Raw genomic sequence first — 24707 nt, forward strand, 5'->3', positions numbered from 1 at the left:
TTCAAAAGATGTTAGATATAAAAGATTTTTCGATTTTTGAGAATCATTCGAATTTTGATTTTAAAGGACTTTTATTAAAAATTATAAGTTATTGGAAGTGGTTTCTGGTGAGTTTAATAATTGCGTTTGCAATAGCCCATCAGGTAAATATTCGTAAAGAAAAAATTTACGCCATGCAAACCATGATTTCTATTAAAGAAGAAAGTAATCCGTTTTTTACTTCAAATACCAGTTTGGTTTTTAATTGGGGTGGGATTTCTGATCAGGTAAATGGAATTTCTACCATCTTGAAGTCAAGATCACATAATGAATTGGTGGTTGACAAATTGCAGTTTTATATCGATTATCTTTCGCAAGGGAAATACAATTTGGTCGATTCTTATGGTGAAGTGCCTTTTTATTTGAATATTGATAAATCAAAAGGGCAGCTTGCCAATACTCTTATCGGGGTTAAATTTATAAGTGAAAATGTATATGAAATCAGAATTTTATTTGAAAATAATTCTGTTTCGGTATTAAATTATTCGACTAATTCTTATGCTAATACGGCGGTTCAGCCTGTGGAGTTTGTTAAAAGATATAAAGTCGGAGAACAAGTTTCGCTTCCTTTCCTAAATTGGAAATTGCAAATAAATGATAATCCGGGGCTCTATAAAGGAAATGAGTACTTCGTTAGATTTAATGATTTTGACGGTACAGTGTCTAATTACAGAGGTATAAATGTTAGTTCTGATGATAAAGGAGGTTCGTTGTTAACTTTGTCATTACAAGGTACGAACAAAGCCAGGATGGTTGATTATTTGAACTCAACAGTAAGGATGTTGATTAAAATTCAGCTTGATGGTAAAAATCAATTTGCAAACAACACGATCCGATTTATAGATAGTACTCTTGTTGCGATGGAGTCTCAGTTGAAAGAAAACGGCAACGAGCTAAAAACGTTCAGAAAGGACAAGAATATCTACGAAATTGAGGGTGGAGGTGTTAAGTTTTCGGATAAAATAATGGATTTCGATGTTGAGAGAGATTTGATTTCCAGAAAAATAGCCTATTATAATTCTTTAAAAACATATCTAAATAATAGTGTAGACTACTCTCGTTTGCCTGCTCCTTCTGTTGCAGGAATTGAGGACCCGAATATTATTACGAATGTTTCAAAACTTATCGCGCTCTCTGCACAAAGGTCAGAAATGGCATATGCGGTAAAAAGTGATAAGATTTTCAAGGATTTTGATAATCAAATGAATGCTGTTAAAGGTGTTTTGTTGGAAAATATTACAAGTGCAAAATCATCTTTGTTGTATGACCTGTCAATGATAAATGCTAAAATTGGTCAGGCAGAAAGTACGGTTAAACGACTTCCCGAAGAACAGCAGGAGTTGTTGAAGATTAAGAGAAAGTATGATTTAAATGACAATATTTATACGGAGTTTTTGCAGAAACGAAATGAAGCGGAAATTGTAAAAGCATCTAATTTATCAGATATTCATTTTATTGATCCCGCAAAAGATATAGGTGGAGATTTGGTAGGTCCTAAAACTTCTGCCAATTATGTTTTGGCTTTGTTTCTGGGGATGTTGGTTCCTTTGTTGTTTGTTTTTGTGATTTTCTTCGTTAATAATTCAATTCAGAATGTTGAGGACATAAGTAAATTAACGCAGATTCCTCTTATTGGGGTAATTGGGGTTGATAAAGAAAATATGAGCTTGGCGGTTTTTGACAGACCAAAATCGGCGCTTTCAGAATCTTTTAGGGCTGTTCGTTCTTCGCTACAGTTTTTGTATAAAAAGCAACGTGTTAGCGGCGCAAAAACATTAATGATTACTTCGTCGGTAAGTGGTGAAGGAAAAACTTTTTGCTCCATAAACATTGCGACAGTTTTTGCTTTAAGTGAAAAGAAAACGGTGATTGTCGGTTTGGATTTGAGAAAACCGAGGTTGGCTGATGAATTTAATTTGACTAAGAATGTGGGTGTAGTTAATTATTTGATTAAACAAAAAAGTTTAAGTGAAATAACAAATCCAACACAGATACCAAATCTTGATGTTATTTTGTCAGGCCCAATCCCTCCTAATCCTTCCGAACTTATTTTAAGTGAAGCGATGAAAGAGTTAATAGATGAGTTAAAGCAAGAATACGATTATATTATTTTAGATACGCCTCCCGTTGGTTTAGTTTCTGATGCTTTAGAATTAGCTCAGTATGCAGATGTTACTTTATATATTGTAAGGCAGAATTATACCAAAAAAGATATGATCACGTTGTTGAATAACAGAGTGAAAAGAGGAGAGCTTAACAATGCAAGTATCGTTTTAAATGGATATGAAAATAAAGCCAAGTATGGTTCCGGGTACGGATATGGTGCCTATTCTAACGGCTATTATGAAGAAAGAGAAAAGGAAGGTGTTGTGAAATCTCTTTTAAATAAATTCAATAAAAAATAATTTGAAGCATATGGAAGTATCGGTTCAATACAAAATTTTAATTACAGGAGGTGCTGGTTTTATTGGTTCAAATTTATGTGAGCACTTTTTAAAATCAGGTCACAAGGTGGTTTGTTTGGATAATTTTGCAACGGGACATCGCCACAACCTGAAAGATTGTATGGAGAGCCCCAATTTTAAATTGATTGAGGGTGATATTCGCACCATAGCCGATTGCATAGCTGCAGTTGATGGAGTTGATTATGTTTTGCATCAGGCCGCTCTGGGTTCTGTCCCAAGATCTATAAACGATCCGATAACTACTAACGATGTTAATGTGTCGGGTTTTTTAAATATGTTGACAGCATCCCGCGATGCTAAAGTAAAGCGGTTTATATATGCGGCAAGTTCCTCTACCTATGGAGATTCTGAAGGATTGCCAAAAGTAGAAGAGGTTATCGGTAAACCATTGTCTCCATACGCTATTACAAAATATGTAAACGAATTATATGCTGAAATTTTCAGTAAAACCTATGGTTTGGAAACGATTGGATTGCGCTATTTTAATGTTTTTGGACGAAAACAAGACCCAAATGGTGCCTATGCAGCCGTAATTCCTAAGTTTGTGATGCAGTTTATGAATTATGAAAGTCCGGTTATAAATGGTGACGGAAATTATTCACGTGATTTCACTTATATTGACAATGTGATTCAGATGAACGAATTGGCGATGTTAAGTCAAAATCCGGAAGCAGTAAATACAGTTTACAATACGGCATTTGGAGATCGGAATACTTTGAATGACTTGACAGGATATTTGAAAAAATACTTAAGTGAATTGGATTCAAAAATTGCTGATGTAGAAGTTGTTTACGGTCAAAATAGAGCAGGAGATATTCCGCATTCGTTAGCAAGTATTGCTAAAGCCAAAAAAATGCTGGGATACGATCCGAAATATTCATTACAAGAAGGATTAAAAGAAGCTGTCAGCTGGTACTGGAGCAATTTGAAATAAAGTCAAAGATTAAGATATTAAATTAAATTAAATGGAAGTAACAAAAATTTGTTGCATTGGTGCAGGTTATGTTGGAGGTCCGACGATGGCAGTAATTGCTCAAAAATGTCCACATATTCAAGTGACTGTTGTTGATTTGAACGAACAAAGAATTAAAGATTGGAACGATCCAAATACCGATAATATTCCGATTTACGAACCGGGACTTTCCGAAATTGTAGCGGAGGCAAGAGGAAGAAACCTTTTCTTTTCAACCGAAGTAGAAAAAGCAATTGATGAAGCTCAGGTGATTTTTATATCAGTAAATACGCCAACAAAAACCTACGGAAAAGGAAAAGGGATGGCAGCTGATTTGAAATATATTGAATTATGCGCCAGACAGATTGCAAAAGTGGCAAAAGAAAATAAAATCGTAGTTGAGAAATCGACTTTACCAGTACGTACTGCAGAAGCCATAAAAAGTATTTTAGATAATACCGGAAACGGAGTTCAATTTCAGATCTTATCTAATCCTGAATTTTTAGCAGAAGGAACTGCTGTTACAGATTTATTAAATCCGGACCGAATTTTAATTGGTGGCGATACTACTCCTGAAGGGGAAGTGGCTATTAAAGCTTTGGTAGATGTGTATGCCAACTGGGTTAGTGAGGATAAAATTCTGACTACAAATGTTTGGTCTTCAGAATTGTCTAAACTTACAGCGAATGCCTTTTTAGCGCAACGTATTTCATCTATAAACGCAATGTCTGAACTTTGTGAAAAAACAGGTGCTGATGTAAACGAGGTGGCAAGAGCGATAGGAATGGACAGCAGAATTGGATCAAAATTTTTAAAAGCTTCCGTTGGATTTGGTGGATCTTGCTTTCAAAAAGATATTTTGAATTTAGTTTATATTGCAAAAACATACGGATTGAATGAAGTTGCGGACTACTGGGAACAGGTTATTATTATGAATGATCATCAGAAACGAAGATTTTCAAATAAGATCGTTCAGACTTTATACAATACGGTTGCTGATAAGAAAATTACCTTTTTGGGCTGGGCATTCAAAAAAGATACCAACGATACCCGTGAGTCGGCAGCAATATATGTAGCTGATGATTTGATTAACGAACAGGCAAAAATTGCTGTTTACGATCCTAAAGTTTCAAGAACTAAAATGCTGGCGGATTTAAATTATTTAGAAACAAGAACAGTTGAAGAAAATAATAAGGCTGTTTTAACGTTTGATAATCCTTATGATGCCTGCAAAGACGCCCATGCGATTGCAATTCTTACCGAATGGGATGAATTTACAACATACGATTGGCAAAAAATTTATGATGCAATGCACAAACCAGCATTTATCTTTGATGGTAGAAATATATTAAATGCACAAGAGTTAGAGTCTATTGGGTTTGTTTATAACGGAATTGGTTCATAGTCGATTATTAGTCTTGATTTAAAATTTGGCAGAAAGCGAATAAAGCGATAGAATTAAAAATTTTATTTCATTATAAAAGAGATATGAATTGGTACGTAGTTTATACTAAGCCCAAATGGGAAAAGAAGGTTGCAGAGCGGCTAAATCAAATCGGAATCGAATGTTATTGTCCGGTAATTACTCAGATAAAGCAATGGTCGGATAGAAAGAAAAAAATTGAAGTACCTCTTTTTAATTCCTATGTATTTGTTCAATTACCCGATATGGATCGAAATGCTGTTTTTCAGGTCGCTGGTGTAATTCGCTATTTGTTTTGGCTTGGAAAACCGGCAATTGTTAAAGACGAAGAAATAGCTATAATAAAAAAGGGTCTTTCGGATTCAAATGTAAGCGATGTTTCGGTAACGGCATTTCAAGTTGGAGATCGCATAAAACTGGAATCCGGGGTTTTTAGTAGTCAAAATGCAATTGTTCAGGAAATTTCTAATACCCATTATATTTTGGTATTGGAATCTTTAGGTTGTGTTTTGAAAATTAAGTACAAGTAGTATATTTTGTGTACGAAATAAAAATATAAATTAATTGAGAGTGAAATTCGTTTTTGGTGTTTTTCATTCTCTTTTTTTTGCAAATAAAATGGCACAGCTTTGATTTGTAAAGGTTTGTGTTTATAGGTTTTTTTGTTTTTAAGTCTGCAAAAAAACGTATTGAATTAATTGACTTAATGTGTTATATTTGCCAAAAATGATTTTTCCAAATTCTGTGTCGATTACTGTGACAGGGAACGGCGTAGCCGTGAATTTTACGGACTAAATCGTATAAAAAGAAAACAATTTGAATGAGAATATAAAAATAGCGGTTATCGGTCTGGGCTATGTCGGACTACCTTTAGCAAGGTTGTTTGCCACCAAGTATGCTGTTATCGGTTTTGATATTAATACATCAAGAGTAGATTCTTTAAAATCAGGATTTGATACTACACTGGAAGTGGATGATGTTACTTTGCAGAAAGTACTGGTAGATAATCCTAATGTTGAAATTGGACTGTACTGCACCACCTCTCTGACAGACATCGCAGATTGTAATTACTTTATAATTACAGTTCCAACACCAGTTGATAAAAATAACCGTCCGGATTTAACCCCATTGTATAAATCGAGTGAATCTGTTGGTAAAATACTGAAAAAAGGAGATATTGTTATTTATGAATCGACGGTTTATCCAGGCGTGACAGAAGAACAATGCGTGCCAGTGCTGGAAAATGTTTCAGGTTTGAAATTTAATGAGGATTTTTTTGCAGGATATTCACCTGAAAGAATAAATCCCGGAGATAAAGAACACACGGTCGAGAAGATTCTGAAAGTAACTTCAGGATCAACTCCTGAAATTGGATTAAAAGTTGATGCACTATATAAATCTGTTATTACAGCAGGAACTCATTTAGCCCCTAGCATAAAAGTGGCAGAAGCCGCAAAAGTGATAGAGAATTCACAACGAGACATAAATATTGCTTTTGTTAATGAATTGGCTAAAATATTCAACTTAATGAATATTGATACACAAGAAGTTCTGACTGCCGCTGCGACAAAATGGAATTTTTTACCGTTTAAACCAGGTTTGGTCGGAGGTCATTGCATAGGTGTTGATCCTTATTATCTGGCACAACGAGCACAGGAATTTGGATACCATCCTGAAATAATTTTAGCCGGACGACGTTTAAATGACAGCATGGGAGAGTATATTGCTTCTCAAGTGGTTAAATTAATGATTAAAAAAGGGATTTCTGTAAATGGTGCCAATCTGTTAATGCTTGGAATTACATTTAAAGAAAATTGCCCTGACGTTCGAAATACTAAAATTGTAGATGTTATAAAAGCATTGAAAGAGTATGGAATAGCGGTAACGATATACGACCCGTTAGCAAGTATTGACGAGGTTAGAAAAGAATACAAGCTGACAACAGTTGATTCAATTCCAAAGGAGAAATTTGATGCTATTGTTTTAGGTGTCGCACACAAAGAATTTTTGAAACTGGATTTTTCCGGTTTGCAAAAATCAAATAGTTTAGTATATGATGTAAAAGGAGTTTTAGGTACTGTAGCCGATAATAGGTTGTAGTAAATAAAGTTTCTTTTTTAGTTTTAAAAAAATGGAAATAAGCAGTTCAATCATACATGTAATTTTGACTGGCGGAGTTGGGAGCAGATTATGGCCTTTGTCACGAAAAAGCCAACCCAAACAATATCTGGAGATATTTGAAGGGAAGTCTTTATTTGAAATGACAGTAGAAAGAAACAGTCATTTGGCTAATAAAGTTATGGTGGTAGGTAATGTTGATAATCACCACTTAAGCAGTAAGGTGATGGATAAGACCCAGACTGAATTTCTAAATATTGTAGAAGCTACCCCAAGAAATACGGCTGCAGCTATTGCTTTTGCGGCATTTGCATCTCATCCTGATGATGTATTAATTGTGACGCCTTCAGATCATATCATTGATAAGATGGAAGAGTATAATAAAGCCATACATGAAGCTATTTTAAAAGCAAATGAAGGGTATATCGTAACATTCGGAATTATTCCAACCAAACCGGAAACGGGATATGGTTATATTGAATCTAATGGAGATAAAGTAATTTCATTTCGTGAAAAACCAAATGAAACAACAGCTAAAAACTTTATAGCTAGAGGTAATTTTTTATGGAACAGTGGTATGTTCTGTTTTAAAGCAGGGGTTCTTTTAGATGAGCTAAAACAATTTCAACCTGATGTTTATGAAAAAGCAAAGATAGTTTGGGAATCGGGTAAGAATGGAGTACTTGATTTGGATTTGTCTTTAGAAATTCCATCCATTAGTATCGATTATGCTGTAATGGAACGAAGTAAAAAAATTAAAGTGGTTCCCGCTTCATTTTCCTGGTCCGATTTAGGATCATTTGAATCTGTTTATGACTATTTGGTATCTAAAGGGCATGCTGTAGATAAAAATGGAAATATGGTTATAGGAAGCGAAAAATATACAGCATTCTTAGGATTGAAAAACACTATTTTTGTTTGTACGGATACTGCAAATCTACTATTACAAAAAGAGAATTCACAAGATGTAAAAGACTTATACGGTGAATTAGAAAAAGCAAATTCACATTTATTAAATTAATTGAAAGCTAAAATGAAAAAAATTCTTATAACCGGTGGTGCTGGTTTCATTGGGTCACATGTTGTAAGACGTTTTGTAAATAAATATCCGGAATATCAGATTTATAATTTAGACGCATTGACTTATGCCGGCAATCTTGAAAATATTAAGGATGTTGAAAATCAATCTAATTATACTTTTATAAAAGGTGATATTGTTGACGAAATTTTTATAAAAGAACTTTTTTCTGCACATAATTTTGATGGTATTTTGCATTTGGCAGCCGAATCCCATGTGGATCGTTCTATTGAAGATCCTTTAGCTTTTGTGAAAACAAATGTTATTGGAACGATGAATTTGTTAAACGCTGCAAAGAATCAATGGAAGGATGATTTTCAAGAGAAACGTTTCTACCATATTAGTACAGATGAAGTTTATGGCTCTTTAGGCAGCGACGGACTTTTTACAGAAACTACTCCCTATGCGCCTAATTCTCCTTATTCAGCTTCAAAAGCAAGCTCAGATCACTTTGTCAGAGCATATGGAGAAACGTATGGATTGCCTTATGTTTTAACAAATTGTTCAAATAATTACGGATCCTATCATTTTCCTGAAAAATTAATCCCACTTTTTATCAATAATATTATAAATAATAAGCCTTTGCCAGTTTATGGTGATGGGAATTATACCCGTGATTGGTTGTTTGTAGAAGATCATGCAATTGCGATAGATTTAGTTTTTCATGAAGGAAAAAATCATGAAACTTATAATATTGGTGGCTTCAACGAATGGAAGAATATAGATTTGGTCAAATTATTATGCCAGATTATGGATCAAAAGTTAGGAAGGGACGAAGGGACTTCTCAGAAATTGATTACTTATGTTAAAGACAGACCGGGGCATGATTTGCGTTATGCAATAGATGCCTCAAAAATTAACCAAGAACTTGGTTGGAAACCATCTGTAACTTTTGAAGAAGGTTTAGAGAGAACAATTAATTGGTACCTTAACAATGGAGAATGGTTGCAAAATGTAACTTCAGGTTCCTACAAAGAGTATTATAAGAAACAATATTCCTAAATTTTACAGATAAATTATTTAGGTCAAAATTATATTCAATATGAAAAAGCTAACATATATACTTTCTCTTTTTTTTGTTCTTTTAATGTCTTTTAGTGCAAATGCTCAGGATATTTTTAAATCTAGAGATTTAAGCACTATAAAAGTAGATTATTTGTCTGATGATGACTTAGGTAAGATCAGTGCACAATTAAAAAGCAACAATATGACTATCGATCAGGCTGAATCTATGGCACTATCGAGAGGTATGAGTCAAGAAGAGTTTGATAAGTTAAAAATCAGATTAAATAATTTCTCAAAGACATCTGATACTGCCGACAATAAATCCAATCAAAGTAAGAATAATAAAACGCAATTCGGAAGAAATCAGGAAGTGATTACAAATGTTAAAGTTAAAGACTCGATAAATGCTTTAATTTTTGGTTCTGAATTATTTGATAATCCGACTTTAAATTTTGAGCCTGATTTAAAATTAGCAACTCCAATGAATTATATCCTAGGACCTGGAGATGAATTGCAAATTAGCGTTTATGGTGTTCAGGAGTTTAATGCCAGTATACCAGTAAGTGTTGAAGGGAAAGTTAGTATCCAGTATGTAGGTCAAATTGCGGTTTCCGGTATATCAGTTGAAGCAGCAACACAAAAAATCAAATCGGCAATTGCAAAAGTCTATAGTACAGTTCGATCAGGACAGTCAAAAGTTAGTGTTAGTTTAGATAAAATACGTACTATAAAGATAACGGTTGTTGGAGGTAAGCAACCGGGTAATTACTCTATTTCATCCTTAGCAACTGTTTATAATGCCCTACATTTAGCAGGAGGTCCAGGTAAAAACGGCAGCTATAGAAATATCGAATTGATTAGAAATAATAAAGTTTTTAGAAATATTGATATTTATAGATTTTTAGTAAAAGGAGATCAATCTGATAATGTAAGTTTAAAGGATAATGATGTTATTAGAATTCCGGCTTATAGTCAAAGGGTAACAGTTCAGGGAGAGGTCAAGCGTCCAGGGATTTTTGAAATAAAAAAGGGAGAAACTTTTTCAGACTTATTGAATTTTGCTTCAGGATTTAATGAATATGCTTATACGGCTTCAGTAAATGTGGTGCAGAAAACAGGGAAAGAGTTCAAAGTTCATGATATAAATGAAAGCGAATTTGGTAGCTACAATCCTAAATCAGGAGATGTTTTCAGAGTAACGAAAATTTTAGGTCGATTTGAAAACCGTATTAAAATAGAAGGTGCAGTTTTTAGACCAGATTATTATTCCTTTAATGAAGGGATGAGAATTTCGGATTTGATTACTAGAGCTGAAGGACTAAAAGAGGATGCTTATAGTAAAAGAGCCAGAATCATACGTTTAAAACCTGATTTGACTACAGAGATTGTTAATGTAGATATAAGTGCTGCTTTGTCAGGTGATTTAAAAGCGGATTTAGAATTAAAAAGAGAAGATGTATTAACTGTCTATTCTATTTTGGATTTCAGAGAAGAGTATAAAGTTACTATAGATGGAGAAGTGAAAAATCCAGGCGTATATGATTATTTTGAAAATCTAACGTTGAATGATTTAATTGTTCAGGTTGGAGGTTTGACCGGTTCGGCCTCTAAGAGAGTAGAGATTGCAAGAATGATAAAATCGGACACGATAAAGGATACGGATATGAAGCGTATCGAATTAATGCAGCTTGATATAACAGAAGATAATAATGAGCAAGTCAAAAATTTTCTTTTAAGGCCTTTTGATGTAGTTAATATTCGAAGAGTGGCTGTTTATGAAAAGCCTCAAATGATTACTATTAGCGGTGCTGTAACATATCCTGGTAAGTACGTTTTGGCTAATAAAAAAGAAAAAGTGTATAATTTAATCATGAGAGCTGGAGGATTAACATCTATTGCTAATATAGAAGGTATGAAAATCAGAAGGCCGATTAAGCAGGATGAAATAGCTAAGATAGAAAGCGTAGATTTAAATTTATCTAAAACGGATACGATAAATGAAGATTTAGTAGAAAAGTTGAAAAATGAGGTGAAGTTTTCTACAATTCCTATCGACTGGGAAAAAATTATTAAAAATACGGATCATTATTCTAATGTGACCTTATTCCCAGATGATGAAATCATAGTAACGGATTATAATGAAGGAGTAAAAGTGACAGGAAATGTCTTGTTGACTTCTGAGATTCCTTATAGAAGTGGGAAAGGGTTTAAATATTATATAAATTCTGTTGGTGGAGTAGATAATAAAGGTTGGAAGAAGAAGGCCTATATAATTTATCCTAATGGTAAAGCCGATGTTACAAAATCATTTTTATTTTTTAGATCATATCCAAAAGTTTTGCCAGACTCACAGATTATTGTTCCAGAAAAACCTGAAGGAAATAAAATGTCTACCGGGGAGTGGGTGAGTATTGGTAGTGTAATAACAAGCTTGGCTTTGTTGATTGTAACAGCTTTTAAATAAATAATAGAATTTTAGCATGGATAATAAACCTGAAATTAATGATGAAATTTCATTACAAGAGATACTTGAAAAAGCTAGAGATTGGTATTTTTATTTATTGTCAAAATGGAAAATAATCGCATTGGCCGGAGTTTTGGGGGCAATTGGAGGACTGACATATTCAGTTGTTAAAAAGCCAATATATACTGCTAGTTTATCCTTTGCTTTGGAAGATGAAAAGTCTGGCGGAGGAGGTTTAGGTGGAGCATTGGGACTTGCAAGTTCATTAGGAATAGATGTTGGCGGCGGCGGTGGAAGCATTTTTACAGGAGCAAATTTAACAGAACTGTTGAAATCAAGGACGATGGTGGAGCAGACCTTGCTAACACCTGTCTCAACGCCAAAAGGTAAGGTTATTTCTTTGGCGGAAATGTATGTTCAGAACAATGGTTGGCGAGACAAATGGGCAGACAATCCCAAGTTAGCTTCCGTAGAGTTTCTGCCTAATAGCAAACGAAAGTATTTTTCGCGGGTACATGATAGTATCTTAGGAGCAATTTATGAAAATTTATCTGGTAAAGGATTAGTAATAGGACAGAAAGACAAGAAAATTGCAATTGTTACAATAGATATGTCATCTACAAATGAATTGTTTTCTAAATATTTTGCGGAAGCCTTAGCTAAAGAAGTTTCAGATTTTTATATCAGTACAAAGAGTAAGAAAGCGCGTATAAATATGGCTGTTTTAAACAAACAAACAGATTCAATACGAGCAGAACTCAACGGTGCAATTACCGGAGTAGCAGTAGCAGAGGATAATACATTTAATTTAAATCCTGCATTAAATGTTCGTCGTACTCCTTCGGCAAGAAGACAGGTAGATGTACAGGCAAATACCGCTATTTTGACAGAACTTGTTAAACAATCTGAATTAGCTAAAGTAACATTAAGAAAAGAAACACCCTTAATTCAGATTATTGATAAGCCAATTTTGCCTTTGAAAAAAGACAAATTGGGTAAGTTTAAAGGGATGCTAATTGGATCTTTTCTTTTTGGATTCATTTGTGTTTTGTTCCTTATGGGCAAAAAGTATATTAGGGAATCCCTTTCTTCATAGTTGGTTGTTTAGCTATGTTTCATTTAATTTAAAGCAAGAATAGTATTAAGATGAAGATTAAAAATTTAATCATATTTGGCACAAGACCGGAAGCAATCAAAATGGCGCCTTTGGTAAAAGAATTTCAGAAAAACACTAATGATTTCGAAACTAAAGTTTGTGTAACTGCACAGCACAGGGAAATGTTAGATCAAGTATTGGAGTTTTTTAAGATTATTCCCGATTATGATTTAGATTTAATGAAAGCAAATCAAAATTTATATTCTTTAACTGCAGATATTATTACGGAGTTAAAAATTGTTTTAGAGGATTTTAAACCAGATTATGTTTATGTCCATGGAGATACAACTACTACTATGGCGGCTAGTATTGCGGCCTTTTACTCCGGGGCAAAAGTTTGTCATGTAGAAGCAGGTTTACGCACGCATAATAAACGATCTCCATTTCCTGAAGAAATTAATCGACAGGTAACCGGTCGCATTGCAGATTTTCATTTCGCTCCTACAACAGCCTCCCAAAATAATTTATTAGCAGAAAATGTTAATGCGAAAAGCATATTAGTAACAGGAAATACGGTTATAGATGCTTTATTGGAAAGCGTATCTATAGTTGACACTGTTGAGAATGAGGAAATCGACTATTTGAAAAATATTGTTGATTTTTCGAGAAAAATAATTTTAGTGACAGGTCACCGACGTGAAAATCATGGACAAGGATTTATCGATATTTGTGCAGCTTTAAAAGAAATTGCGTTGCAGCATCCAGATGTTCAAATCATTTATCCGGTACATTTGAATCCAAACGTAAAAGGGCCAGTTTATGATATTTTGTCAAATGTTTCTAATATTCAGCTGATAAACCCTTTAGCATATCCTGCTTTTGTTTGGCTAATGAAACAGTCCTATTTGATTATTACCGATTCTGGTGGTGTGCAGGAAGAAGCACCTAGTTTGGGCAAGCCCGTTTTGGTAATGCGTGACACTACAGAAAGACCGGAAGCAGTTGATGCAGGAACAGTAATTTTAGTAGGGACTAATAAAGAGAAAATTGTCTCAGAAGCAAATCAGTTATTAATAGATAATGAGCGCTATCAAAATATGAGTGCTCTGCATAACCCATATGGAGATGGTAAGGCTTGCCAAAGAATAGTAGAATTCATACGAACAAATTAAATATGAAAACTTCTTCTTCGGGCCATCTTGGAAAAAATTTGTTTCGAGAAACATTAATTTATTCTATTGGAAGTTTTGGTTCAAAAATATTATCTTTTTTATTACTTCCTTTTTATACCTTTTTACTCACTAAGAAGGATTTAGGAGAGTATGACATATTTATCACAACAATAACATTGTTTGTTCCCTTGGTTTCCTTGCAAATATCAGATGCAGTATATCGATGGTTGATTGATAAAGATAGAGAAGACGAAGTATTGAAAGCACAAATAATATCCAATACAATGATTGCATTTGGTATTGGTTTTTTGTTTTTTTCGATCTGTTTTCTAGTTTATTGCAGTTTTGAAACTTTTCAATATAAAGGATGTTTCTTTGCGCTAATGTTCTTGAATTGCTTATTACCGATTCTGCAAAGTATATTAAGAGGAGAAGGAAATACTAAAAAATTTGCTTTAAATGGTCTTATCACCACATTTTTAGTAATTGTTTTCAATGTGTTTTTTATATACATATTGCGTTTAAAAGTAGAAGGTATTTTGCTTGCTAATATTGTTGCTTATGCAATTGCCTGTCTGTTGATACTTTTTCAGATTAAGATTTTTAAATATTTTTCTTTTCGAAAATTTGATAAAAAATTATTGAAAGAAATGTGTAATTATTCGCTTCCTCTTATTCCTAATTTGATGAGTTGGTGGGTAATAGGGTCTGCAAGTAAGTTTATTATTCTTCATTATTTAGGAGCTGAAGCGAACGGTATTTATGCTATATCTTCAAGATTTCCATCGATCGTAGTAATCATAAATTCGATTTTTGTTTTACCAATTCAAGATGCTTTTCTTAAGAAGGATACTAAAATGGAAGATTTTAGTAAATTGTTAGTTTACTTCATGAAAATAGAATTTAGTATAATTGCTGTTCTAATTGCCGGTGCACCGATCTATACAAAATACGTTGTGAATAGTGAGTTTTATGAATCCTGGAAATACATGTCCTTTTTGTATCTGGGAGTTGGTTTTAATACTATTGCTGCATTAATTAGTCTTGTTTATCAAAAAAGTAGAAGTACTTTAAAGATAACTTTTACTACGGTAATTGGGGGATTAGTTTCTGTTGGTTTAGGTTTTCTACTGGTTGAACGATGGGGGTTATACGGTATATCAATTTCCTATTTTTTTGGTTTTTTTATTATATATTTATTGAGATATTTCGATTTAAAAAAAGAATTAAACCTCATAATAAATGAGTTTTATTATATATTATCTCTCGTTCTTATGGTTGCTTTGATTACTTTAATGAGTATTTTGGAATTTCAATTTCAGCTGCTTTTATTCGTTTTTGTACTAATTTTAATCTTGTTTATTAATAAAAGTTTAATATTAAAATTTTTAAAAAGATGATCATAAAAAGAATATATGAATTTTACCAGAATATTAGATTAAAGCGATTGTTACGTGGTTTGAAACATATTGGAGCTAATAATAAAATTAGTTCTTCTACATTAATTTATTATCCGGATAGAGTATCGCTAGGGAGTTACATATATATCGGACCTAATGCGGAAATTAATGGTTTAGGCGGGATAGAAATTGGGAATGGAGTGATTATAGGTCCCAATTTAGTGGTGCATTCGGCAAATCATTGTTTTAAAAATTCAAAATATATTCCTTACGATGAAACCTTTGATTTTAGAAAAGTAACAATTGAAGAGAATGTTTGGATAGGAGGGAATGTAATAATAACTCCAGGAAGTACTATTGGCGAAGGATGTATAATTGGGGCCGGAGCAGTTGTTTCCGGATCAATTCCTGCTCTTTCAATCGTTGTAGGAAACCCTTGTAAAGTTATTAAAAGTAGAGATTCAGAACATTATTATAGATTAAAGAGCGAGAATAAAATTTATCTTAAAGAAAAAATAGAAAAGAACCTAAAGCCAGATATAAATTTAAATTTTCATATATAAATTTGAATTACGCGAATAATAATTCATTTGTAGAATTAAAGTTGTATAAAAATATATTGCGCTAAAATTAATTATGAGTTTCAATTATTTAAAATTAACTTATTTACTACTATAAAATGGATTTTATAAAATTACGATTGCCAGTTTTTTTGTTATTTAGTTTCCTTTTTTGCTTTTCTTGTGCAGATGATGATTTTCAAGAGGTAAAGCCGATTTTTAATTTTGAAACTACTACGGGAGTTGAGAATGTTGACGTAGCTAAAGAATATGATGTTGTGGTTTATGGAGGAACAGCCGCAGGTATTGTAGCAGCTGCAGAGGTTGTAAAATCTGGTAAAACAGTTCTTTTAATCAAACCTTCAAATACAGCTCTTGGAGGGATGACTACTAATGGACTCGGAATTACAGATGTGGTGAATACAAATACATTAGGAGGTCTAACAAGAGATTTTTATAAATCAATAAAAGAATATTATAGTGATTCTCGAAATTGGTTTGTTGGTAATTCAGGAAATTATGCCAGATACTCATTTGATGGAGATGTAATGATTTGGTTTGAACCAAAGGCAGCCAAGTATATTCTTCGTGATTTTATTGTTAAAAATAATGTCCCGATTTTGCATAACGAAAGACTTGATTTATCTGAGGGGGTTAAGAAAAATGCACAAAATGCAATAGTTTCCATAAAGATGGAGTCTGGTTTAGTGATAAGAGGTAAAATGTTTATTGATGCAAGTTATGAAGGAGATCTAATGGCTAAGTCAGGTGTTTCTTATACTTATGGTAGAGAAAGTAACAGTCAATATAACGAAATAAATAATGGAGTGCAGAGGGTTCCTCACAATGATCGAAACCAGTTACCGGATGGAATAAAAAAGTATAGTTTGGGAGGTTCTTTGAGTTTACCTGGCAATGGAACAGGAGATAGAAAAATTCAGGCCTATTGTTATAGAATGTGCCTTACCAACGTTAGAGGTAATCGTATAGCAATCCCAAAGCCAGTTGATTATAATGAAGATGATTATAACATATTATTTGAGTATCTTAAGACTTACGAAGGGAATACTTTTTTTGATTTAATGCCGTTACCTAATGGTAAAACAGATTCAAATAATTTTGGACCAGTTTCAACGGATTATGTTGGTAAAAACTATAATTATCCGGAAGGAAATTATGAGGAAAGAGAAAGTATTATAGCAGATCATAAACGTTATCAGATTGGGTTATTGTGGACTTTAGCAAATAGCCCGAGAGTACCGGAAAGAATTCGTGATTTTTATAAAGAATGGGGTTTGCCAAAGGATGAGTTCGTTGAGAGTAATAATTGGCCAAATCAACTTTATGTTAGAGAAGGCAGGAGGATGATCGGGGAGTACGTTATGACAGAAAGAAACTGTAATGGCCAGATAAAAGCGGAAAGAAGTATTTCAGTAGGGGATTATCCAATGGACTCTCATATTGTTCAACGCCATATTGATAATAATGAAAATGTTAAAAATGAAGGTCAGCTGATGGCAAGAACACCTAAACCATATCCAATTGACTATCGCTCTATTGTTCCTAAAAGAACAGAATGTACAAATTTGTTTGTTCCCGTTTGTTTGTCAGCTACGCATATTGCATTGGGTTCTATTAGAATGGAACCGGTTTATATGTCGTTGGGTCAAGCTTCTGCGATCGCCGCTGTATTGGCTTTAAACAAAGGGACAACGGTGCAAAATTTGCCATACGAGAATTTAAGAAATGAGTTATTGGATAAAAAACTCATATTGCAATAATATATTTCTAAACATGAAAATTAATATTAGAGGAGCTTACGGAGAAACCAATTTTGGAGATGATCTCTTAATGTGTGTATTTGAAAACTATTTTTTAAAAGAGTTCGATAATGTACAATTAAATTTTGTTGGTGATGAAAATGGTTATGTTGATAAACTTCTAATTGATAGTACTTATTTAGAGCCGGATTTTTTGCCAGATTGGGAGGTATACGGTGGTGGAACACAGTTTTTTGCTTTTCAGAATAAATATGAGACATCTTTGTGGCAAAAAATTAATATTGTTTTAAAGAATCCCGGACTAATAAAAAGGAAATTAAAGAATGTTTTTGGAAAAACCACTTTAAATAATTCTAAAATCGCATTTATAGGATTTGGTATTGGACCATTTTATGAAAATCAGGAAGCAATTAGTAATGCTAAAGAAAAGATTTTAGAAGCTGATTTTGTAGGTGTAAGGGATGAAGTTTCAAGTCAATATTGCGCTGATTGGAATATTCCAGCAACCTTAGGAGCAGATGTAGTTTTCTCTTCCTATTTCATGAAAATTGACTTAAAAAAAGCAATAGATACTAGACCAAAAAAGAAAATTGGAATTATTGTTAGAGATTGGGAATGGGAAGAATCCGGAAGAAATTATATTGATAATCTAATTAAATTCTCTAAATCTTATTCAGATGTTGAAATGCAATTTATTGTTTTTGCTCCTTCGAAAGATAAAGGATGGCTTGCAAAATTAAAAAACGAAAATGCTTTAATTTGGGATCCGCAAAAATATTCAATCAATTTATTTTTAGAAGAATTAAATACATTTGATGGCTTTATAAGTGCACGATATCATGGTGCAATTATAGCAGCTTTATTACAGAAACCTGTTATATGTGTTGAAATAGAGCCAAAATTAAAAATCTTAACCGAGCAGGTAAAAGAAATAAAACTATGGCAAAAACCGTTTGATATTGAGGAATTGGTCAAACTAGTCAATCAGTTAAATTATGATGTTGATTATGCAAATTCTTTAGAAGAGAGAAAAATAAAGGCAGATCATATGTTGTTGGAATTCAAAAAAAGATATAACGAATTGTACTAGATTACCTAGTAATTGATTTTTATTCCGATGAAAAACTTTTCATCGACTTTAAAATTAGCATAAGATTTTAACTTGTAAAAATAGTAATAACGATATGGATATAATCATTATCTATTAATAAGCTATTAAAAAAAGAGATTAATGAGAGCATTTTTTTATCTGCCTGAAAGTGCCATGAATGAGGCAACAGAATACTACACTAATTTAATAATAAAAGCTTTTGAGGGGTATGAGGTAATTATCTCGCAAGAACCTTTTATCGAAGAAGATGTTGATGTTATCGTAACTATACGTGTGGCGGATCAAAATGAATTGAAGTATCAGAACAAACATAAAAAATACTTTTTTGTAAATTGGTTTCAAGGGATTGGTCCAGAAGAATATGAGTTGTTGCACAATTATACATTAAGATCAAAACTTGGTAAAGCTTATTTAAGTTATTTTGAAAAAAAGGGTCTTAAGAAAACAGATTTGTGTCTCTTTGTTTCCAAAGAAATGGAACGCTTCTACAAAAAAAAGTATGATTTAAAGTTTGAAAATAAATCACTTATTATTCCATGTTATAATAAAGCATTGGATGAAGCCTCTTTCTCGGTTGAAAAAAAATATGAAAATTTTAGTTTTGTATATGCCGGAGCATTATATGGCTGGCAATGTATAGAAGAAAGCGTGCAAATATTTAAAAAAGTTTATGAATTTGATCAATCAGCAACATTGACCTTATTAACAGGACAAAAAAGAGAAGCTGAAGAATTGATTAAGAAATATGACTTAAAAAATGTAACAGTTGGTTTTGTAAAACTGGAAAAATTGCAAGATGAACTTATGAAGTATAAGTATGGGTTTCTGTTGAGAAAGGATGATCCAATAAACAATGTGGCAACACCTACTAAAATGAATTCTTATCTCGCGGCAGGGATTATTCCTATATATACAGATGTTGTAAAGGATTTTGAAGAGCATATCAGTTTAGGAGATTATTCTCTTAAATATAGGATAGAAGAGGATACTTTACTAGAGATTGCAAATAAAATTATCGCTTTTAATACAAAGAGTATTAATGTAGAAGAGATAAAAAAGATATATAAAGAGAATTTTGATAAATATTATTCAGATCATAAATACATTAAGCTTATCCAGGATAAATTAATGATCTTATCTAATAAGGTATAGGTAATTCGTTAATTCTGCTCTTGTAAAATTCACCATAAAATAATTATGTTAGTTTCAGTCGGTATCCCAATATATAATGCAGAACAGTATCTTAAATTAGCTATTGATTCTGTGCTACAACAAACTTTTAAGGACTTTGAATTATTATTAGTTAATGATGGCTCTACAGATAATTCCTTAGAAATAATGACTTCATATAATGATTCCAGAATTAAAATTATTAATGATGGTGTTAATAAAGGGTTGATTTTTAGATTAAATGAAATGATCGAGCTTTCAGAAGGGCAATATTTTGTAAGAATGGATGCTGACGATGTGATGTTTCCAGATAGATTACAAAAACAATTGGACTTGTTGAGAGATAATCCGGAAATAGATGTTGTTCATGGAGATGCTGTGAGCATTGATAAGGATAATAGTATTTTGGGCTATAAAAAATCACAAGAAGTAAAATTGAAAAATGATATTCTCAGAGGAATTTTTCCAATACACCCTACCGTAATGGCAAAAAGAGAAGTGTTGTTGAAAAATCCGTACAAAGAAGGTTTCATACAGATGGAAGACATGGAATTGTGGTATAGGCTAATTGATAAATGTAGATTTCAAAACTTAAGTGATCCTTTGTTATTTTATAGAGAAGACAGCAGTAATAATTCTCGAAAACATTTAAAAATGATTAAAGGAAGGTTGAAATTTGCAGAAACTTATCGAACGTCAACAATTAATAAGCTAAAAATTGTATTAGAATCTTACCTCAAATACACTATATATTTGGTTTTAGAAAAAGCGAAGAAAGAGCATATTTTACTTAACAAAAGGTTTCAACAATTACCGCAAACAGCAAAAATAGATTTTAAAAAACAGTTAGATTTGATTATAAGTGGAGCAATATAAAACTATATATTACGTCATTTATTCAATAGCTGCATTGTTGGCTATTTTTACAGCTATCAATATAGATTTTAAAAAAAAGAATTATCAAAGTATAGCTAATTATATAGTTTTGGTATTAATGCTGGCCTATATTTTTTTGTTTGGTTTGCGAACAATAGATGTTGGTACAGATACAGAAATGTATCATTGGCAGTATACTCATCATAATGAAATTACTTTTGGTACAGATGCGCCTGTCGGATATATGTTTAAGTTCTTAAATATCTTTAGTGAAAATCCTCAGATTTTTCTCTTTGTAATGAGCTTTTTATTCGTAATGTTAAATTTTTACGCACTAAAGAAGTACACAAAATTTTATAAATCAAATTTTTTTCTTTCAGTATTTTCATTAATCAGCCTTTTTTTCTTTGAGTCCCTGGGTATAAATGTTATACGACAAGGATTGTCTCTGGCTTTTTTCGTACTGGCAATTATTTTTCGCGATTTTTCGCCTAAGAGAAAATTTAAATGGATTTCGTTTTTAGTATTAGCAGTTTGCTTTCATTTTACAAGTCTCATACCAGTTGTTATATATTTGTCAGTTGCTTATTTCAAGAACGTACGGATGTATTATTATTATGGGATATATATAATTTCTGTTTTTTTGTCTGCGGCCAGTATAAGTATTTTATCTTTCAAAGATTATTTTATTGGGTTTTTATTAATAGATGAAAGAAGAAGTGGTTATTTAGACGGCGATGATTCTTCTTATTTGGTAGGATTCAAGCCTCAGTTTGTTGCATTTAATACGATATTTTTAATTCTATTTATCTATTTAAACAATATTGAGAAGAATGATTTTTATACAAACTTATTGAAATATTATATTGTTATAAGTGCTATATTTTATATGATGTTTCAAATTCCTTACTCTGATAGGTGGGGAGTTATGTCTTGGTGTGTTATTCCTTTTCTATTTGCACCAATGTTTAAAGTTTACCGAAATAAGAAAAGTATGAAAGCTGTTTTCTCTATAGTATTCTTAATATTTATCTTTGTTTTTTTTCAATCTAGATAATTTCAAGCTTATGAAAATTACTCTTTTCCTTAAAACAGTATTCTTTTGTTTTTTTATTTCTAATATAGCAAATGCTCAAGACTATGTCTATGCAACTCCACCAAAGCTACTTGTAAAAAAGTATTATAAGGGCTATCAAAAGTATGTTTTTCCAAAGAACGCCTACTATCTTGAGAAAAGTCTGCCAACAAACCCGAATAAAAAAGCGACAGTTGATTATACAAACAAGCTTCAGGATGCGATTAATAAATATTCAGTGGTCGTGATGCCCAATTTTCCGATTTTAATAAACAGTAAGGGGCTTTTTATTCCTTCAAACCGTAAAATATATTTTAATCAAAATTCAATTATACTATTTAAAGGACCGGCAATAGGAAGATTAAATGATATTATAAAAATTTATAATGCTTCAAATGTAAAAGTGTATAATGCAAATATCATTGGTAGTAGAAATGAGAAAAGTGATCAGAAAGGAGAATGGAGTGCAGGTATTTGTATTTTGAATAGTTCTAATATAGAAATTAACAATTTTCAGATAAAAGATACTTGGGGGGATGGCGTTTTCGTTGGATCGGAAGACGGAAATGTAAGCAGCAACGTGGTTGTCAAAAACGGATTCATTGACCGGGCACGTAGAGATGGTATATCTATTACTTCTGCAGATAATCTACTAGTAGATTCTGTATTTATCTCTAATACGTTTGGAACTTTGCCTATGTCAGGTATACAAATTGAACCTAGTCTTCATAAAGAAACTATTAAAAATATAAACCTAAGTAATATCTATACTTATAACAATCCAGGTGGAATTGTGGTTAATTTGCAATCTTTCTCCATTAAAAAAAGTGCACAAAAGGAAGTAGCCATTAAGGTGCTAAATTATACGGACGAAGGATCTAATTATTCTTTTGGAACATCAATAAATGATGATGAATCAATCAAAAATCCAATGGGTACAATTACGATATCCAATGCAGTTTTTAAAAACCCAAAAAAGGATTTTTATTGGAGAAATTCAAGTAAATATGAAGTAAAGGTTATTTTTAATAAGATAAAGAAATATAAAAATAACGAGTTAATTAATACAAATGATTAGTTTGTGAAAACGTAATTATTGAAAATTTAAAGAGTTGCTGCTTTTTGGAATCAATATTTGAAAAAAAAGTAAAGAAGCTACTGATTAATATAAAAAATGAATAAAATTATTCGATTATCTACTGTTCCATTATCATTAAATGTTTTATTAAAGGGACAGCTAAAGTTTTTAAATAGTTATTATAATGTTTTAGGAGTTTCAGGGAAAGGATTGGATCTGGACGAGGTAGCAAAACGAGAAGGGATTACTGTCCATTCTATTGAGATGCAAAGAAAAATTGCACCATTAAAAGATCTTGTTTCTCTGGTAAGATTGTATTTTTACTTTCGAATAGAACGTCCATTTATAGTGCATTCAATTACACCAAAAGCGGGTCTGTTGAGTATGATCGCAGGAAAGTTAGCCGGCGTTCCAATTAGGATCCATACTTTTACAGGGTTAATTTTTCCATCAAAATCTGGTTTTTTTCAAAAAATTCTTATTGTAATGGATAGATTGTTGTGTCTATGCGCAACAAATGTTTATCCGGAAGGACAGGGGGTTAGTGAAGATTTAGTAAAATACAGAATTACTAAAAAACCATTGAAAGTGATTGGAAACGGAAATGTTAATGGAATAGATACAGAATATTTTGATCCGGGACTATATACTTTAGAAGACAAAATCAAGCTGCGAAAAAAAATAGGGGTTTTTGAAAATGACTTTGTATTTATTTTTGTAGGTCGTTTAGTTAAGGATAAAGGGATTAATGAACTGGTTACTGCTTTTTTAAAACTAGAAGTTAATTTTAAAGAAGTGAAATTAGTATTAGTGGGACCTTTTGAGAATGATTTAGACCCTTTAAATACAGAAACTATATCAGCTATAGAAGAATCTGATGCTATTGTAACTGTTGGTTTCCAACAAGATGTAAGACCTTATTTTGCAATGGCTGATACTTTGGTTTTTCCGAGCTATCGTGAAGGTTTTCCTAATGTCGTAATGCAGGCAGGGGCTATGGAGTTACCAAGTATTGTTACAGATATTAATGGTAGTAATGAGATTATAACAGAGAATGAAAATGGGATGATTATTCCGGTAAAAGATGTTGATGCAATTTACAATTCAATGAAAAAAATAGTGACAAATACAGAATATAGGAATAAACTTGCACACAATGCCCGTTTTAATATTGTCTCGAAATATGAACAGCAATTAGTTTGGAATGCTCTTCTGGAAGAATATAAAAATTTAGAAAAAGATGTATAATAGCTATTTGAAACGGACAATTGATTTTATCTGTGCTTTGTTTGGTATATTGTTACTAAGTCCACTATTATTATTGGTAACAATTGGTCTTTTAATAGCCAACAATGGTAAACCTTTTTTTATTCAAAGAAGACCAGGAAAGAATGGAAAAATATTCCAAATTTTAAAGTTTAAGACTATGAATGACAGGAAAGATTCAGATGGGAAGCTTTTATCGGATGCTGATAGGTTAACTAAAATTGGAAGTTTTGTACGCAAAACTTCGTTAGATGAAATTCCTCAACTTTTAAATGTAATAAAAGGTGATATGAGTCTTATTGGACCAAGACCTTTATTACCAGAATATTTGCCGTTGTATAATGATTTGCAAAAAAGAAGACATGAAGTAAAACCTGGAATTACAGGATGGGCACAAGTCAATGGGCGAAATGCTATAAGTTGGAATCAGAAATTTGAATATGATGTGTGGTATGTAGATCATATTAGTATGAAAACAGATCTAAAAATAATTTTAAAAACAATAAAAAAAGTTTTCATTTCAGAGGGAATAAGTTCAACAGATTCTGTCTCAATGAGACCTTTTACAGGCAATTAGT

At 32.2% G+C, this 24707-nt stretch carries 20 protein-coding genes; all 20 read left to right on the top strand.

Annotated features, from left to right (window positions below):
* Nucleotides 1–8: 8 nt before the first annotated feature.
* The 20 genes from ACHRV3_RS10005 to ACHRV3_RS10100 all read left to right on the top strand — a co-directional run bounded on the left by ACHRV3_RS10005 (nt 9) and on the right by ACHRV3_RS10100 (nt 24706).
* Nucleotides 9–2444 carry a polysaccharide biosynthesis tyrosine autokinase gene (locus tag ACHRV3_RS10005; protein WP_395434509.1) on the top strand — a complete coding sequence of 812 codons (2436 nt, stop codon included), beginning with the start codon at nt 9–11 and terminating at the stop codon, nt 2442–2444.
* A gap of 10 nt (nt 2445–2454) precedes the next feature.
* The gene (locus tag ACHRV3_RS10010) at nt 2455–3438 is read left to right on the top strand and encodes an SDR family oxidoreductase (protein ID WP_395434510.1); all 984 of its coding nucleotides are present in this window, start codon (nt 2455–2457) and stop codon (nt 3436–3438) included.
* A 31-nt stretch (nt 3439–3469) separates the two neighbouring features.
* Nucleotides 3470–4861, top strand: coding sequence for a UDP-glucose 6-dehydrogenase (locus tag ACHRV3_RS10015; RefSeq protein WP_395434512.1), 1392 nt, complete (start codon nt 3470–3472; stop codon nt 4859–4861).
* A gap of 83 nt (nt 4862–4944) precedes the next feature.
* Entirely contained in the window at nt 4945–5409 is a 465-nt protein-coding gene (locus ACHRV3_RS10020) for a UpxY family transcription antiterminator (RefSeq protein ID WP_395427721.1), read from the top strand.
* A 286-nt stretch (nt 5410–5695) separates the two neighbouring features.
* Nucleotides 5696–6979, top strand: coding sequence for a nucleotide sugar dehydrogenase (locus ACHRV3_RS10025; protein ID WP_230003367.1), 1284 nt, complete (start codon nt 5696–5698; stop codon nt 6977–6979).
* Nucleotides 6980–7010: 31 nt separating this feature from the next.
* A complete protein-coding gene (locus tag ACHRV3_RS10030) occupies nt 7011–8018 on the top strand; it encodes a mannose-1-phosphate guanylyltransferase (RefSeq protein WP_395434514.1) in 1008 nt (335 codons plus the stop codon).
* A 12-nt stretch (nt 8019–8030) separates the two neighbouring features.
* A complete protein-coding gene (gene rfbB, locus ACHRV3_RS10035) occupies nt 8031–9077 on the top strand; it encodes a dTDP-glucose 4,6-dehydratase (RefSeq protein WP_395434516.1) in 1047 nt (348 codons plus the stop codon).
* Between the two features lie 40 nt (nt 9078–9117).
* Nucleotides 9118–11544 carry an SLBB domain-containing protein gene (locus tag ACHRV3_RS10040; protein ID WP_395427718.1) on the top strand — a complete coding sequence of 809 codons (2427 nt, stop codon included), beginning with the start codon at nt 9118–9120 and terminating at the stop codon, nt 11542–11544.
* Nucleotides 11545–11560: 16 nt separating this feature from the next.
* The gene (locus tag ACHRV3_RS10045) at nt 11561–12640 is read left to right on the top strand and encodes a Wzz/FepE/Etk N-terminal domain-containing protein (protein ID WP_395434517.1); all 1080 of its coding nucleotides are present in this window, start codon (nt 11561–11563) and stop codon (nt 12638–12640) included.
* A 50-nt stretch (nt 12641–12690) separates the two neighbouring features.
* Nucleotides 12691–13812 (top strand): non-hydrolyzing UDP-N-acetylglucosamine 2-epimerase, encoded by a 1122-nt coding sequence (gene wecB, locus ACHRV3_RS10050; RefSeq protein ID WP_395434518.1) that lies wholly within the window; start codon nt 12691–12693, stop codon nt 13810–13812.
* A gap of 2 nt (nt 13813–13814) precedes the next feature.
* A complete protein-coding gene (locus tag ACHRV3_RS10055; protein WP_395434519.1) occupies nt 13815–15212 on the top strand; it encodes a lipopolysaccharide biosynthesis protein in 1398 nt (465 codons plus the stop codon).
* On the top strand, nt 15209–15775 hold the full coding sequence (locus ACHRV3_RS10060; RefSeq protein ID WP_395434520.1) for an acyltransferase: 567 nt from the start codon (nt 15209–15211) through the stop codon (nt 15773–15775). Before ACHRV3_RS10055 ends, ACHRV3_RS10060 begins: the two co-directional genes overlap by 4 nt.
* A 116-nt stretch (nt 15776–15891) precedes the next feature.
* On the top strand, nt 15892–17553 hold the full coding sequence (locus ACHRV3_RS10065) for an FAD-dependent oxidoreductase (protein ID WP_395427713.1): 1662 nt from the start codon (nt 15892–15894) through the stop codon (nt 17551–17553).
* A 13-nt stretch (nt 17554–17566) separates the two neighbouring features.
* Nucleotides 17567–18643: a polysaccharide pyruvyl transferase family protein gene (locus tag ACHRV3_RS10070; protein WP_395434521.1), complete on the top strand. Its 1077-nt coding sequence runs from the start codon at nt 17567–17569 to the stop codon at nt 18641–18643.
* A 141-nt stretch (nt 18644–18784) separates the two neighbouring features.
* On the top strand, nt 18785–19816 hold the full coding sequence (locus ACHRV3_RS10075) for a hypothetical protein (protein WP_395434522.1): 1032 nt from the start codon (nt 18785–18787) through the stop codon (nt 19814–19816).
* Nucleotides 19817–19861: 45 nt separating this feature from the next.
* Nucleotides 19862–20710: a glycosyltransferase family 2 protein gene (locus ACHRV3_RS10080; RefSeq protein WP_395434523.1), complete on the top strand. Its 849-nt coding sequence runs from the start codon at nt 19862–19864 to the stop codon at nt 20708–20710.
* Complete coding sequence (locus tag ACHRV3_RS10085; RefSeq protein ID WP_395434524.1) at nt 20697–21767, top strand: EpsG family protein; 1071 nt, start codon at nt 20697–20699, stop codon at nt 21765–21767. The genes ACHRV3_RS10080 and ACHRV3_RS10085 overlap by 14 nt, the downstream gene beginning before the upstream one ends.
* A 10-nt stretch (nt 21768–21777) precedes the next feature.
* Nucleotides 21778–22863, top strand: a complete 1086-nt coding sequence (locus ACHRV3_RS10090; protein ID WP_395434525.1) for a right-handed parallel beta-helix repeat-containing protein — start codon at nt 21778–21780, stop codon at nt 22861–22863.
* A 96-nt stretch (nt 22864–22959) separates the two neighbouring features.
* On the top strand, nt 22960–24111 hold the full coding sequence (locus ACHRV3_RS10095) for a glycosyltransferase family 4 protein (RefSeq protein ID WP_395434526.1): 1152 nt from the start codon (nt 22960–22962) through the stop codon (nt 24109–24111).
* On the top strand, nt 24104–24706 hold the full coding sequence (locus ACHRV3_RS10100; protein WP_395434527.1) for a sugar transferase: 603 nt from the start codon (nt 24104–24106) through the stop codon (nt 24704–24706). The genes ACHRV3_RS10095 and ACHRV3_RS10100 overlap by 8 nt, the downstream gene beginning before the upstream one ends.
* The last annotated feature ends 1 nt before the right edge of the window (nt 24707 follow it).

This window comes from Flavobacterium sp. FlaQc-49, assembly GCF_044005985.1.
Taxonomy (GTDB): domain Bacteria; phylum Bacteroidota; class Bacteroidia; order Flavobacteriales; family Flavobacteriaceae; genus Flavobacterium; species Flavobacterium cupriresistens.